General features: G+C 60.5%; 11 protein-coding genes and 1 riboswitch. Of the genes, 4 read left to right on the top strand and 7 right to left on the bottom strand.

The genetic code is table 11. The features are described 5' to 3' along the window. Positions 1 to 446: 446 nt before the first annotated feature. Complete coding sequence (locus BN1120_RS11405) at positions 447 to 938, top strand: RNA recognition motif domain-containing protein (protein ID WP_042016188.1); 492 nt, start codon at positions 447 to 449, stop codon at positions 936 to 938. A 3-nt stretch (positions 939 to 941) separates the two neighbouring features. Here the strand turns inward: BN1120_RS11405 and murI are convergent, their stop codons facing one another. Both murI and BN1120_RS11395 read right to left on the bottom strand, forming a co-directional pair. Beyond that, positions 942 to 1,730: a glutamate racemase gene (gene murI, locus BN1120_RS11400; protein WP_042016187.1), complete on the bottom strand. Its 789-nt coding sequence runs from the start codon at positions 1,728 to 1,730 to the stop codon at positions 942 to 944. Positions 1,731 to 1,838: 108 nt separating this feature from the next. Then, positions 1,839 to 3,704, bottom strand: a complete 1,866-nt coding sequence (locus tag BN1120_RS11395) for a TonB-dependent receptor domain-containing protein (protein WP_042016186.1) — start codon at positions 3,702 to 3,704, stop codon at positions 1,839 to 1,841. A gap of 52 nt (positions 3,705 to 3,756) precedes the next feature. Beyond that, positions 3,757 to 3,934: riboswitch (cobalamin riboswitch) on the bottom strand. A gap of 207 nt (positions 3,935 to 4,141) precedes the next feature. Between BN1120_RS11395 and purE the strand changes: the two genes are divergently transcribed. Together purE and BN1120_RS11385 are read left to right on the top strand one after the other, a co-directional pair. Further along, positions 4,142 to 4,651: a 5-(carboxyamino)imidazole ribonucleotide mutase gene (purE, locus tag BN1120_RS11390; RefSeq protein WP_029313402.1), complete on the top strand. Its 510-nt coding sequence runs from the start codon at positions 4,142 to 4,144 to the stop codon at positions 4,649 to 4,651. Continuing rightward, entirely contained in the window at positions 4,648 to 5,772 is a 1,125-nt protein-coding gene (locus BN1120_RS11385; RefSeq protein WP_042016185.1) for a 5-(carboxyamino)imidazole ribonucleotide synthase, read from the top strand. The genes purE and BN1120_RS11385 overlap by 4 nt, the downstream gene beginning before the upstream one ends. Positions 5,773 to 5,844: 72 nt before the next feature. Here the strand turns inward: BN1120_RS11385 and BN1120_RS11380 are convergent, their stop codons facing one another. The 3 genes from BN1120_RS11380 to BN1120_RS11370 all read right to left on the bottom strand — a co-directional run bounded on the left by BN1120_RS11380 (position 5,845) and on the right by BN1120_RS11370 (position 9,626). Beyond that, on the bottom strand, positions 5,845 to 7,038 hold the full coding sequence (locus BN1120_RS11380) for an L-lactate MFS transporter (RefSeq protein WP_039040686.1): 1,194 nt from the start codon (positions 7,036 to 7,038) through the stop codon (positions 5,845 to 5,847). A 109-nt stretch (positions 7,039 to 7,147) separates the two neighbouring features. Next, positions 7,148 to 7,876, bottom strand: a complete 729-nt coding sequence (locus BN1120_RS11375; protein WP_039040685.1) for a LytR/AlgR family response regulator transcription factor — start codon at positions 7,874 to 7,876, stop codon at positions 7,148 to 7,150. A 76-nt stretch (positions 7,877 to 7,952) separates the two neighbouring features. Then, a complete protein-coding gene (locus tag BN1120_RS11370) occupies positions 7,953 to 9,626 on the bottom strand; it encodes a sensor histidine kinase (RefSeq protein ID WP_042016184.1) in 1,674 nt (557 codons plus the stop codon). 161 nt (positions 9,627 to 9,787) lie between these two features. On the opposite strand from BN1120_RS11370, the gene BN1120_RS11365 reads away from it, so the two are divergent. Then, positions 9,788 to 10,228, top strand: coding sequence for a hypothetical protein (locus BN1120_RS11365; RefSeq protein WP_042016182.1), 441 nt, complete (start codon positions 9,788 to 9,790; stop codon positions 10,226 to 10,228). 31 nt (positions 10,229 to 10,259) lie between these two features. Here BN1120_RS11365 and BN1120_RS11360 read toward each other — a convergent pair whose 3' ends face one another. Continuing rightward, positions 10,260 to 13,859 carry an ATP-binding protein gene (locus BN1120_RS11360; RefSeq protein ID WP_231959408.1) on the bottom strand — a complete coding sequence of 1,200 codons (3,600 nt, stop codon included), beginning with the start codon at positions 13,857 to 13,859 and terminating at the stop codon, positions 10,260 to 10,262. Next, a complete protein-coding gene (locus BN1120_RS11355; protein ID WP_029313398.1) occupies positions 13,856 to 14,479 on the bottom strand; it encodes a response regulator transcription factor in 624 nt (207 codons plus the stop codon). Before BN1120_RS11355 ends, BN1120_RS11360 begins: the two co-directional genes overlap by 4 nt. Positions 14,480 to 15,063: the final 584 nt, after the last annotated feature.

Genomic DNA, 15,063 nt, shown 5'->3' with positions numbered 1-15,063 from the left:
AGAGCGTCACGCTTATCGCGCTGAGGAGGCGCATCTTACGCTCCTCACTTCGAAAGTCAAGCGGTTGTTTTCGCTTTTCTTTCGGCGCCCACTTCGCAAGAAAGCTGGCTCATCAGGTTGGCGTGGTCCGCCGTGCTGGTAGGGGCGCATTATAGGGAGGCCGGTTACGATGACAAGGGATTTTTTGAAGAAAGTCACGGAAACTTCAAATTATCCAGTTAGAAACAACTTACCCAGTGTATATATACAATGTTATCCACAAGCTGATGATTTCAGCCCTCTTTTATTGGCATTTATCAGGATCTTCCTGGCTGAAGGAATGCCATACTGAAGCGGATAATTTGCCTCAAGTGGTCCATGGTAGCGTCTGGTCGTAAAGCTGGTTACCATGAAGGTGAATAGAGTGTTGCACCTTTTTTGCTTTCATTTACAAAAGGTCTTTAAAGATGAATTTATCCAAGTTTCCCGTTTATGTGCAGGCAGCAGTTCTTGCTCTGGTATTGGCGCTGCTCGGCTATCTGGTTGCCCAGGCCCTGCAGTTCTCTCTGAAAGTCGAAGTCATTTTTGCCGCCGGTCTGGCCATTGGCGGTTTCGTGGTACCGCTCTTCCTTAACCGTGCGCCTGCCACCACCCTCGAACAGGTGACCAGCCAGGAGACCTGTACCTTATATGTAGGCAATCTGCCCTATCGCGCCAACGAGATTGCGGTGCGCGAACTCTTTGCCGAGCAAGGTCAGGTACTGTCAGTTCGTCTGATGAAGGACAAGGCCACCGGCAAACGCAGGGGCTTCGGGTTTGTGGAGATGCCTGTCGCCGATGCGGCCAAGGCCATCGCCGCGCTCAATGACAAGGAGTATCAGCAGCGCACCCTGAAAGTGCGTGAAGCAAATGACAAGCGGGACCGGGATGAGAAGGACGTCAACGACGTCGACGCCTGATATTCAGTACACCACCTCTTCGAGTGACGACAGCCCCCAAGCTTGCAAGGGGGCTGTCAGTTTCTGGGCCCCAGCATCCAGTCGCGTGCAGTAGGCACGCCCCGTCCCCTCGCCAGGCGCCTGGAGCAACAGTGTCGCCAGCAGATGCGCCACCCGCCTTGCCACGGCAAGACCCGAATCGACCAGTTGGCATTCCGGCATCAGCTGTTTGATCTCTTCGTTGAGCAAGGGGAAGTGGGTACATCCCAGCACCAGGGTATCCGGCCTCTCCTCCCCTTCCATCCAGTCTGCGAGCACCTCTCTGAGCAGGGCCATATTGACCGGCAACCCCGCCAGCTTGCGCTCGGCTTCGATAACCAGTTCGGTGGCCCCCTTCAGCAGCACATGCTTGCCCGGGGCGAACTGGGCGATGAGTTCATGGGTATAGTCACGGCTGACGGTGCCGGGCGTTGCCAGCAGACCGATGTAGCCGTTACGGGTCAGGGCGGCGGCAGGCTTGATCGCGGGGACCACGCCGACCACGGGAATGCTGAGTGCGGTACGCAGGGATGGCAGGGCAATGGTGCTGGCGGTATTGCAGGCGATCACCACCAGATCGATGGCGTGCTCGGCCACCATGTGGCTGACCAGTCCGGTACAAGCCTCGATGAGGGCCGCCTCACTCAGCTCGCCATAGGGAAAGTGGGCATTGTCGAAACTGTAGAAATAGTTGTGCTCCGGCAGAGCGCGACGGATCTCCCCATAGACGGTCAGACCGCCCATACCGGAGTCGAACACGAGAATATTGGCCACCTGAGCTCCCCCTTGAATGCGAGGCCGCGATCATACTCCCGCCCGGCGCCAATAGAAAAGGCCCTGCCAATGGCAGGGCCCCTGATTTTTCAGATCCAGACAAGGGGATCAGAGTGCGTAGTCCACCGTCACATAGTAGGCACGCTCGTCAGCCGGGTAACCCACCGAGGTCTGGTACTCCTTGTCCAGCAGGTTGCTGATCTTGCCGGAGACCTTCCAGGACGGTGCAACCTGGTAGCCCACCGCCAGGTTCCACACGCTGTAACCGCCCAGCTGGGTGGTATTGGCCGCGTCACCATAACGCTCACCCTGGTAGATCCAGCTCAGGGAGCCATCGAACTGCTGCCACTGCGCCTGGCTCACCCACTTGGCCCCCTTGCGGGAGATCAGCTGCAACTGCTTGTCGGTGACCTTGTCCTTGGGATCCTTGTATTCGGCGGAAACGCGATGGCTCAGCCAGCCGGTCTCGAACTCCCCTTCCAGCTCAACCCCTTCAATCCGCGCCTTGCCGACGTTTTGCGGCGTCCACATGCCCTGGCTGTCCGGTGCCCACTGGATCATCTGCTCGAAGTCGTTGCGATAACCGGTCAAGCGCCACTCCACACCTGCGGTCTGTCCGTCCAACATCAACTCGTGGCTTTTCGACTCTTCCGGCTTCAGATCAGGATTGCCGGACCCCGGGTAGTAGAGATCGTTGAAGGAGGGGGCACGGAAACCGGTGCCGTAACGGGCACTGAGCCGATAATCCTCAACGAAGCGCCAGCCAGCGCCGGTTTGCCAGGTGTTGTGACGTCCGAACTGCTCGTTGTCATCGCTGCGACCGCTCAGCTCGGCCTGCCAGACCTGGTTGTCAAACTGGGCCAGGGCATAGAGCCCGGTGTTGTCACGCTCATCGGCGTCACTCGGGAAGGCGACGCCAGAGGAGCGGGAACTATCGTCCAGCATGTCGCGCTGCCAGTCGGCGCCGCCCCCCAGGGTCCAGCTCTCGTCCAGTTTGACGCTGTTGACCCAGTTCAGAGTGTATTGACGGGTATAGAGTCGATCAGCGGACTGATCGCGGCCGCTGGTATCCGGGTAGTCGTAGGCATCCTGTTTGGAGAAGGCGCCGCGCAGTTCGCTCAGGTAGCGCTCGTCATGATAGCGGGAGCCGAGCTGGTAGCTCTGGTTCTCGGTCCAGGTCTCGTTGCGTTGATGAAACGCCGGGCCCCAGGCGGAAGCGGCAGAGGATCTGTCGTACTGGGCAATGTTGCGGAACCAGCGGGTCGTACCGAACAGATCCCAGTTGCTGGCCAGCGCCTGCTGATAATCCACCATGGCGTTATAACCCCGGTGGCCATGCTTGTCGCCATCGTTCACCCCGGCGATGGGGTGCACGTTGTAGCCGGTCTCGTCATCGAAACCACCAGCGACCTTGATCTGACCCGCATCACCCACCTGGCTGGCGCTGCTGAAGGCAGCCTGACGCTGCTTGTGGGAGCCCGCGCCCAGGTTGAACTTGTGCTGATTGGTCCCCTGGTCCGGGCGAGTGATGATGTTGATGACCCCACCGATGGCATCGGACCCATAAATAGTGGCGCGTGCACCGCGGATATATTCGATCCGCTCCACCTGGTTGAGGGGCAGGTTGTTGAGCTCGGTCATCCCGGCGGTCAGAGAGGCGCTACGCACCCCGTCCACCAGCACCAGGGTCTGGGAAGAGGTGCCACCACGTACCCGCAGCGAGCTGAGCTGGCCACGGCCGCCGTTGCTGACCACTTCCACGCCGGGCAGGGTCTTGACCACGTCGGTCACGGTCTGGGCTTGCAGGCGATCGATCTCGTCACGGGTCACCACGTTGACGGGAGCCAGCACACTGGAGGCAGGCTGGGCGACACGGGTAGCGGTCACCACCATGGTGGGATTGACGGGGATGGTCAGTTGTTGGGCAAAGGCCGCCGTTGGCAACAGGGCAGCCGCCAATAATGTCTTGGACATGAGAGATCCTTAAGTTCGCGTAAGCATCTACTTCGTGGCCGGTTTCTCTCGGCCCGAAATACGAACTTTGGCAGGTCTTCGGGCTTGGGGGCTGATGACCTACGGCGACGGCTTCCCACCTGACGGCAGTGCCCTGATGTCGCTTCGTTCCCCCTTACCGCTGCGCGCCAGCTCCGGATTCTCACCGGATTCCCTTTTAAGCATGATGCGCCAAAGCGGGGGGATTATAGGCAGAGCCGCCTTGGATGTATAGCCATCTGGATTTCTAATGTCGTTTTTACCTAAAGCCGGTGCCAAGTGGCGCAGATCCTCGCCCCCTCTCGTACCTTGAGGCTCGTTGACCGTCATTCGAGAGGGTCAAACACAAGAAATGTTGAGCCAGATCCCACGGCTTTTTGGTAACATGCGGCAAACGTTTGACATCCGAGGAAGCCGTAATGACGACCCCCCCTATGATCGGCCTGGTAATGGGCTCCGACTCTGACTGGCCCGTGATGCAGGCCGCCGCCCGCATCCTCAAGGAGCACGGCGTGCCCTATGAAGCGCGCGTCGTATCCGCCCATCGCACCCCGGATCTCCTGTTTGAATATGCCGCCAGTGCGCGCGATCGCGGTCTGCGCGCCATCATCGCCGGCGCCGGCGGCGCAGCCCACCTGCCGGGCATGCTGGCCGCCAAGACCACGATCCCGGTGCTGGGCGTGCCCATCCCCACCCGCCAGCTCAAGGGGATGGATTCCCTGCTCTCCATCGTGCAGATGCCCAAGGGCGTGCCGGTCGCCACCTTCGCCATCGGCGAGGCGGGTGCCGCCAATGCCGGTCTGTTCGCCGTGTCCCTGCTCTCTGTCGCCCAGGATGGCGACGCTCCCCGTTATCACCAGCAGCTCGACGGCTTCCGCGCCAAGGAGCGCGACCGGGTGCTGGCGCTCACCCTGGAGGAGCCGGCATGATACTGCCCCCCGCCACTTTGGGTATGCTCGGTGGCGGCCAGCTCGGCCGCTACTTCGTGATGTCTGCCCACCGTCTCGGCTACAAGGTGATAGTGCTGGACCCGGACCCCATCAGCATCGCCGGTGCAGCCGCCGACGAGCAGATTGTGGCCGCCTATGACGATGCCGATGCCCTGCGCGATCTGGCCAGCCGCTGCGACGCCATCACCTGCGAGTTCGAAAACGTGCCCGCCGCCTCCCTGGCCCTGCTGGAGCAGTACAAGCCGGTGCGCCCGGCCGCGAGCGCAGTACGTGTCTGTCAAGATCGCCGGGAAGAGAAAGCCTTCCTGACCCGCGCCAGCGTACCGGTCGCCCCGAACCTGACCCTGCTACCCGGCGAGCCGCTGCCCGCCCTGCCAAGCGACCTCTTCCCCGCCATCCTCAAGACCGCCCGCGAGGGCTACGATGGCAAGGGGCAGTGGACTATCCACAATGCGGGCGAATTGCCAACGGCCCTGGCCGCCAGCGGTGTCCCTTGCGTGCTGGAAAAACGCCTGCCGCTGGAGGGGGAGTTTGCCCTCACCCTGGCCCGCAGTCCGAGCGGTGCCATCAGTGCCCTGCCCCTGGTGCAGAACTGGCACAGCGGCGGCATCCTGGATCAGACTCGCTCCCCGGCCAATGTGCCCGCCCTGGAGCGCGAGGCCCAGCGCATCGCCGAGCACATCATCGCCGCCCTCGACTATGTGGGTGTGCTGACGGTGGAGTTCTTCCTGGTCGGCGGTGAACTGCTGGTCAACGAGATGGCCCCCCGGCCCCACAATTCGGGTCATCCCAGCATCGACAACGCCGGTTGCAGCCAGTTCGAGTTGCAGGTGCGCGCCCTGTGCGATCTGCCGCTGCCGGCGCAGGCTGAGGTGCAGCCCGCCATCCTGCTCAACCTGCTCGGGGATCTGTGGCAAGACGGCACGCCGGACTGGGCTAGCGCCCTGGCCCTGCCCGGGGTCCACCTTCACCTCTATGGCAAGGGCGAAGCCCGCCCCGGCCGCAAGATGGGCCACGTCACCGTCACTGGCCGTGACTGGCCCGCCGTCGAGGCCACCGCGCACCAGCTGCGCGCCCTGCTGGGTCTGCCTCCGCGCTGAGTCCACCCCTTGACATGCAAAGACCCGGGCCAAGGCCCGGGTCTTTTTTTATGATTTGAGAAGCGAGAGGGATCAGGCCCTGTCGACAGCCGCAACGGGAGCCGGTAGGCGGATGGTGAGGGAGAGCACCAAGGCCACCACCAGCAACACCAGAATGAGGTTGAAGGTCGCCATAAAGCCGCCGAACAGGGAGGCCACGATGGAGCCGATGATGCTGCCCAGACCAAAGCCCAGATAGATGACTCCGTAGTTCTTGGTCAGATTGTTGAGGCCGAAGAAGTCGCTCACCAGCGAGGGGTAGACGGTGATGGTGCCGCCGAAGCTGAACGCCACACAGGCCACCGCCACGAAGAAGAGGTTGGCATTGAGCGGCACGAACAGCAGCAGCGCCATGCCCGCCAGGGTAATCAACTGGGCGATGGTGATGACCCGGATACGGGACATCTTGTCGGAGAGGATGCCCAGCACCAGCCGGCCGCCCAGGTTGGCCATGGCGATGATGGCGACGGCGTTGGCGGCGACCACGGCCGGCAGGCCCACCATCTTCTCGCCGATGTCCTTGGCCACGCCGATGACGTAGAGACCGCTCATGCAGGCGGTGAGGAACATCAGCGCCAGCATCCAGTATTGGGGCTTGCGCATTGCCTCGGCCAGGGTGAAGTCGCGGCTCTCGCTCTGCTGCACGGCGGCGGCCTGCTTGGGCGCATCCTTCATCAGCATGCCACCCACCAGCACCATGGACATGGCGATCAGCCCCCACAGCTGGAAGGTGGTCTCAAGGCCGTTGCTGGAGAGCAGCAGCAGGTTGATGTACTTGAAGCCCAGGCTGCCGAGGCCGTAGGCACCGATGGAGCAGGCGGAGATGAGCCCCTTGCGCTCCGGGAACCACTTCACGCAGTTGGAGAGGGTCATCAGGTAGCCGGTACCGTCGGCAAAACCGACCAGGATGCCGGCGCAGAGGTAGAGCATCGCCAGGTTGCTGGCATGGGCGGTGAGGAAGAAGCCGATGCCGAGCAGCACGCCGGCGCCCAGGGTGACGTTGCGCACCCCGAACCGCTCCTGCAGCTTGCCTGCCAGGGAGGAGGCCACCGCCAGGGAGAGGCTGAGCAGGCCGAAGGCGAAGGCGACCTGGCTCACCGGCTCGTCCAGCTTGTCAGAGAGCTGGGCGTTGAACAGGCTCCAGGTGTAAACGGATCCCAGCGCGAACTGGGTGATGATGGTCCCCAACAGGGTGAGGTAACGGGTGCGATTCAGCTCTCTGGTCATGATGCGTCTCGAGGAATGGCCTTAAGGAAACTGGGGCCACTATAGGCAAGACGCCGCTCCCGCCGACCGATTACGGCATGAAATGCAGATCGGCGGGAATGAATGACAATCAGAGCCGCATCAGCTGACGGAACGCCTTGATGTTGCTGCGGCTGACCGGCACCTCGAACGGCAGGTCATGGAGCCGGATGAGATAGGTGCTGTTGAACCAGGGCACTATCTCGCGGATCTTGTTGATGTTGACGCAGTAGGAGCGGTGGCAGCGGAAGAACCCCTCGGCAGGCAACCGACTGACGAACTCGCTGAGGGTCATGGTCATCACGTAGCGATCGGTACGGGTGTAGACATGGGTCAGCTTCTCGTCGGCTTCCGCGTAGTAGATCTGCTCGCAGGGGGTGACGATGATGCGCTCCCCCTTCACCAGATTGACGGTGCGGTTCTGTGGCGTCCCGGACTCCGCACCCTGGGGCTGGGACTTGCCCGCCAGTTCGAGCTTCTGCAGCAGATTGATGAGACGCGGCTCGTTGTAGGGCTTGAGGATGTAGTCGAATGCCTCCAGCTCGAACGCCTCCACCGCAAACTCCTTGTAGGCGGTGACGAAGACGATGTGGGGCGGATGGCTGGACTTGTGCAGGTTCTTGGCCAGCAGCAGGCCGTCGATGGCGGGGATCTGGATATCCAGAAACACCACGTCTACCTCGTGATCCTGCAGATACTTGAACGCCTCCAGCCCGTCTTCGAAGCTCGCCACTATCTCGATGTTGCTGTGCTGCCCCACCAGAAAGGCCAGCTCCTCGCGGGCCAGATACTCATCTTCCACAATGATCGCTTTCAGCATGACATTGCCCCCATAAGGAGCACAGGAGAGGCCAGCTCCTCCCGTATCAAACATTCGTCTTCCACTATGATGGCTTTCAGCATGGCATTGCCTCCTGATCAGGCAGATAGAAACAGACTTCGGTCCCCGGCTCCAGCCGCTTGAGGTGCAGGCCGTCGCCATAGAGCAGCTTGACCCGCTGATGCACGTTCATCAGACCGATGCTGCGGCTCTCCACCCGACCGGCGGCGACCCCGTCGATCACCGCCTGGCTGATGCCGTAGCCGGTGTCGCGCACCGCGACCCGGATGCCGCCCGCCAGCTGCTTCACCTCGATGGTGACCCGACCCGGCGCACTGCGGGGCTGGATGCCGTGCAGGATGGCGTTTTCCACCAACGGCTGCAACAGCAGGCTCGGCACCTGGATATGCACGTCGTCCACCTCGAACACCACCTCCAGCTTGTCGCCGAAGCGGGCCTGCTCGATGGCCACGTAGTCGCGCACCTGCTGCAGCTCCTCCTGGATGTCGATGAGGGTGTCCCCCTTGTTGAGGTTGTAGCGCAGGTAGTCCGCGAGATTCGCGATCAGCTGGCGTGCCTGCTGGGGACGGATGCGGATCAGCGACGAGATGGCATTGAGGGCGTTGAACAGGAAGTGGGGGTTGATCTTGCTCTGCAGCGCGGTGAACTCCGCCTTGCGGGTCATCTCCTTGAGCTGCTCGATGCGCGACACCTCCATCTGGGTGGAGATGAGCTGGGAGAGGCCCACCGCCATCTCCTTGAGGGAGCTGGTGATGCTGTGGGTGCGGCGGTAGTAGATCTTGAGGGTGCCGCTGACGGCGCCGTTTTCCCGCAGCGGAATAATGATGACCGAATGGAAATCGGAGAGGTGATACTGGCGCAGATCGTTGTTGATGATGATCTGGTCGAGCAGCACCGCTTTGTGGGTCATGTCGCTGATGGCGTGGTGCTCGTCCAGCTCGTAGTAATCCTTGCCCACCCCCACATAGGCCAGCACGTCGCGGGTATCGGTGATGGCCACCGCATCGGCGCTGATCTCGCTGCGAATGATGCCGCACACCTGGCTAAGGGAGTGGCGATCGATGTTCTGGAAAAACGGCAACGTCTTGTTGGCGATGTCGAGCGCCAGCTTGGCCTGCTTGGCGGCAATCAGCTCCTTCTCGTCGTCCAGGTCCTGCACCAGCTTGATGATGAGCCCGATACAGAGCGCCCCGGCGATCATCGGGTAGGCAATGTGGCTGACAATCTCCACACCTACCGCATGGGGCTCGGTCAGTTGCCAGATCAGCAGCATGGTCAGCCCCTCGCAGGCCATGCCCGCCAGGATGCCATAGAGCCAGAGCCGCGACTTGCGACAGCGCAGGTGCAGCCAGGTGGCGAGCAGGCCGGCGATGATGCTGGCGATGAGGCACGGGATCGAGGTGTGGCCATCCATGTCGATGAGATAGCGATGCAGCCCCGAGATGACCCCGGCCGGAATGCCGACCCAGGGGCCGAACAGGATGCCGCCCGAGATGATGGCGATGATCCGCACGTTGATGAGGGCCCCCTCCACCGGAATGCCGGTGTAGGTGCTGAACACCGCGAACAGACAGAAGATGGCCGCCACCAGCACCAGCTCGGCCGGGGTGTGGTCACGCTTCTGGAACAATCGCTGAAACGGCCGGGTGCGGGTGAGAAGAAAGAGCGTCATCAGCATCAGCGCCGCCCGCTCAAACACCGCCAACAACATCATCTGATTTTCGAGCATGGCTCTCCTCCGTCAATGGCATGGCGCCAGGGGGCGGATCATACCCCTTATCTGCCGCCGACTCATGGGCGAATCCGGGGAGAGCGGTTCAGCTTTCGGGGAAAGCGCCGATAAGAGGAGGCCCTCGCCAAGGAGGGCCCAGTCCGACAAAGGAGATAACTATGTTTCAAAAAAGCATGGTGCTGGCAGTGATGATCGGTTGCAGCAGTGCCGCCGTTCACGCCAATACGCAGGTGAGCCAGCTGCACTGGCAGGCCACCGCCAGCAAAGAGACCAACATGGAAGTAGCGCTTACCCACCCAGGCCTCCAGGCCATCAATTCGGATCCGGCACAGGCTCCCGTCCAGATCCTCGCAGCTGACCTGGGCCACCCGGATTTCAACACCACCTATCGTTTGCAAGCTCGCGCACTCTACGGCTCCCTGCCACAGCAGGATGATCTCCGGATCACGCTGGCACTCAACGGACAACCCCTCGAAGCAAGCCGCGCCCTCCCCCTGGCGCAGGCGACCCGCTATTACCTCAGCTATCAGGCCCCGTCAGCCAGACCGGACCAGGTGGGCGACGCCGCCTATGAGTTGATGGTGTACTGGCTGGGCTGACCACAGGAGCCGAAGGCATGTTCCCATGCCTTCATTCCTCCCCGTCCATCACCTGTAGTTGGGTCGCTGCCAGCCGAACGACCTCGTACTCTTGCTGCAAACGGGCCAGCGCCTCGGGCAGCCTGGCCTGATCGAGCTCCCAGGATTCTATTTCGCTGCAGGTCGCCACCAGTTTCAGAGTGCCCATTATTCTGGCTCCCCCTTTCAGGCGATGTATGCGGTCGATGAACTGGCCAGCATGCCCCTCCTCCGCAGCCCGTTGCAATCCCGCGATATCGTCGTCACTGGCCCGCACGAACTCGGCCAGCAGAGGCACCATCAGGGTCGACTGGTGTGCAGTCAGCGGCCCCAGATACCGCCGGATCTCCTCCATGCAGGCGGCCATGTCACTCTGCTCTTCTCGCTGCATGTGCCGACGCAGACAATGATCGAGCGCCTCCAGTCCGACGGGCTTGAAGAGACAGTCATCCATCCCTGCCGCCTGCCCTTCATTGATCTGCTCCTGCCGCGCATCGGCCGTCAGCCCGAGGATCACGGTGCGTCGCCAGCCGTGCAGCCGCTCCAGCTCACGGCACTGACGAGCCAGCTCGAATCCGTTCATGCCGGGCATGTTGAAGTCGGTCATGACGACATCCACCCTGGCTTCGACCAGCCGCCGCAGCGCCTCTTCTCCCGACTCGACGGCCGTGGCGTCATGGCCCAGATAGGCCAGCTGCTGCCTGACCAGCAACCGGTTGGCTGGATGATCATCCACGACCATGATCTTCAGTCGCCGCCCCGGCTCCACCACCGGCTCCTGTGCAGGCGCAGCGGACATCGCCACGGCATCGGCCACCGGCAGCTTCATCTCGACACTGACCCGGGTCCCCTGCCCGGGCGTACTCTCCAGTTTCAAGGAGCCGCCCATCGTCTCGCACAGGGAGCGGGAGATCATCAGACCCAGGCCTGTACCCGACTGCTGGATTTTCTCGGGTTGGCTGGCCTGGCTGAAGGGCTCGAACAGCCTGGCCTGCTCGGCCTGATCGATGCCGATACCGGTATCCAGGATGGTGAGCTGCACGGTACACCAGCCATCGCTGACCCGGGAGGCCAGCGTCACCGTGACCGACCCGCGATCGGTGTACTTGATGGCGTTGCTGATCAGGTTGGAGACGACCTGCTTGTAACAGAGGCCATCGACCTGCACCCAGGACGGATCGCCCGTGACGAGCTCCAGCCGCAGGTTTTTCTGCCTCGCCAGCGCAGTGAATACGGTGACGACCGACGCTGTCAGGGTCACGATGTCATGGGGTTCGGGGGCCAGTTCGAACCGGCCAGACTCGATCTTGGAAATATCCAGGATGTCGCCGATGAGGCTCAGCAGATCGCTGGCCGAGCCATGGGCAATGGCGAGGGAGGCCTGATCCTCCTCGTGCAGCCGACCCCGCTTGAGCGCCAATTCCAGCAAGCCGATGATGGCATTCATGGGGGTACGGATCTCGTGGCTCATGGTCGCGAGGAAGGTGCTCTTGGCACGGTTTGCCTCCTGGGCCTCCTGGCTGGCCACCGCCAGCTCATCGAGCAGGCGTACCCGTTCGCTGACGTCAATCCAGCCCCCCACCCCCCCCTGCACATTGCCGTCCAGATCGTAGTAAGGCTGAACCCAGTGATAGACGTCGACCCCGCCCGTCGGCAGGCCCAGACGGTGATCCCCCTCCTGGGCGCGGCGGCTGTCACAGGAAAGCACCAGATCCCCGTGCAGGGGAGCAAGAAAAGGCCAGCGCGTTCGCGCGTCGTCCAGGCCCGTGCCGAGCAGACCGACCTTGGGCTCGCCAAGGAAGCTGGCATAGCTGCTGTTGCACAGCACCAGGATCCCGTTCAGATCCCGCGCATAGATGGGGTGAGGTGTCCCGTCCACCAGATCGGCGATGAACTTGAGCTGGGTGCTCAGCGCCCCCTCCACCAGCCGCCGCTCGCGGATCTGCTTGCGCAGGGACAGGCCCCACAGGCCAACCCAGAGGGTCAACAGCAGGATCAACGCGATAAAGACCCCGAACTCCTGAATCAACTCCTGCCAGGAGACACTCTCCTGTTTGACATTGACCCGCCAGCGGTTGGAGAGTCCTTCCAGCTCATCCGGCGGAATGATGGCAATCACCTTGTCCAGAATGTCCCGTAGTACGGGATGCGCGGGGGTGACCGCAAACGCGGCACCGATGGGGATGGAATCGAACAGCTCTCCCGTGATGAGCAGGCTGTCGGGGAATTTGCTGTTGACGTAGTACTTGGCCACCCGCAGCGGCAGTATGGTCACATCGCACACTTCCATCGCCACACAACGCATGGCGTCTTCAATCGTATCGAACTGCCGCGACGTCAGCTTGCCGTATTCCGCCTCGATGGCCTGGGTCGAGATAAAGCCCCTGACCATGGCCACGGTGCCGGTCTTGAGCAGCGATGCAGGGGGGACCTCCCTGTGGCGCAGCCCCACCACATAGGAGAGGGGATCGAGGACAAAGGCCCGGCTGAACAGATAGCGGTTCCTGCGCTCGGCAGAGGGGCTCAACACTCCCGCATCCACCTGGCCGCTATCCAGCAACTGAGTCATCTGCTCCGGTGTCTTGGCAGGCACCACCTCGAGCTCCACTCCCAGCTTGGCCCGCATGACCTGCAGCAGATCGGCGACCACGCCGTGCATGGTACCGGTGACGTCATAGAAACTGAGGGGAGGGATGCCGCTGTTCACCGCAATCCGGATTTTCTCCCGCTTGCCCAGCCATTTCCATTGCTCGCGGCTCAGGTCGATCCTGCTGGCACCGATGGAGAGACCGCCCCCATTCCAGCGTTTGGCCACTTCCGCTCGCTTGCCATCGAGGATCTCCCCCAGCGCGATATCCATGATCCTCTTGAGTCGCCGCTCCTTGGGGTTGAGGGCAAAGGCAAAACCGGCAGTATCGATATAGAGCGGCTTCAATAATTGAATGCTGTTCTGATAGAACTTGTTGACGATGAAATTGCCGGAGATCATGTCTACCATGACGGCATCAACCTGACCATATGCCACCGCGGACAATGCACTATAGCGGGACGGGTATATTTTAATTTTGTAGTCCGACAGATAACGCATGATGTCCATGAACGGCAAATAATACTCCGGCACGGCTATTGTTCTTATTTCTCGCTCTTTGACCTGAATGTTTTTATAGATGGCTGGGTCGTCAGCAATATATTTGTCAGTCAGCAGAAGATGCTGTTCCCGCTCATAGGAGTTGGAGGTACTCAGCAGATCGATCTCCCCCCGCTGGAGCGCTTCAATGGCAGCCGCCCTGGAGGGATATCCCTTCACCAGGATCTCGATGTGCAGCAGATGGGTCAACATGCCGACGATGTCGGCCGTCACCCCTTCATAAGCATTCGCCCTCAGGGTGATGTCCATGGGGGGGTTGTCGGGTCTGGGCACCCCCAGGATCAGCCGCTCGCGCTCCTGCAACCAGCGCCACTCCTCCCCATGCAGCGGCAAGGGGCTGGCATCGAGGTATTCCCCGCCATCCCGCGAATAGACTTGCAGCAGGGGCTCTTCCGGTTCCCGGGCCGCCAGCGGCCACACCCAGACCAGCGCCAGCAGAAGCAACAGCAATTTCGCCCTGTTCACAGCAGTTTCTGCCGTCTGGCCAGACTGATCAGATCAACGATGTTGGTGATGTTGAGTTTCTTCATCAACCGGGTCTTGTAGGTACTGACGGTTTTCTCGCTCAGCAGCATGCTTTGGGCAATCTGCTTGTTGGCATGGCCCTGACAAATCTGCAGCAGCACGCTCATCTCGCGGGAAGAGAGGGTCGACAGCAGATCTTCCCGATCGACCGTATGGGCATGCCTGGCGCCGGCGATGACGTCACGGGGGTAATAGAGTTGCCGCTTCTCTATTTTTGCGATCGCATCCTTCAGCAAATACAAATCATCCAGCTTGGACAAGAACCCCTCGGCACCGGCTTGCAGGCACCGCACCATAATATGGTGGGTGGACTGTGCAGACAGCACCAGAATCTTGGCGCCAATATCCAGCATCTTGATTCTTTTTATCACTTCGATGCCATCAAGCTGAGGTATTCCAATATCAAGGATAACAATATCTGGATGAGTGTTCCTGGCCATGGCGATAGCATCGACACCATTATCCACTTCGCCTAAAACATGATGTTCATCCTGCTTCAACAACATGTTCACGGCCATTCTTATTGCTGGATGATCATCTACTATCAATACCTTCGCCATATATAGATCCGTTATTCAGCCCTGTCCGACGAGCATATTAACTACAAATCAAGCAACGACACCATACAGCCTGACCTTGTTTTCAAGATGTTAAATAAATATAAAAATGGCATTTTCAAGTTAATCATCATTATAGCTTCATTTATTTTTTATATATTTATCAATATATTGCATTTTATTTGCCTCGTATGGAGCCTGGTGGTGGCCGAGCCCCCTCCCTCGTTGAATTCCCCTCCTTCCCGGCTTTTCCAGCTGGCATCCACCCACGAGAAAAAGACCGAAAAAACATATAAATCAAATACATGGGAAGCTACAAGCCACTGAAAGAAAAAGAAAAAAATTTATTTTACAAGGGGTTCCCCCCATTCCCCTTTGGGATTTTTCCTACACACCATTCTGTCGATCAAAACAGATCCGATCGCTATCTTGGTCGACGAAAAAACAAGCTGGTCCGAGGAGAAACATATTCCAGGTCCGGCTGCCACGACTGGTCGAATCGTCGCCAACGTGGCAAGGCATGCCCCTGACGGGCAATGAACCAACCGGGTGGTCACAACCATCCAGAAGATATGTAGGAAATATCG

Origin of the sequence: Aeromonas caviae, assembly GCF_000819785.1 — a bacterium.
Classification (GTDB): domain Bacteria; phylum Pseudomonadota; class Gammaproteobacteria; order Enterobacterales; family Aeromonadaceae; genus Aeromonas; species Aeromonas caviae.
Note: the sequence above shows the minus strand (reverse complement) of the source record. Positions and strands in the feature narration are given on the sequence as shown.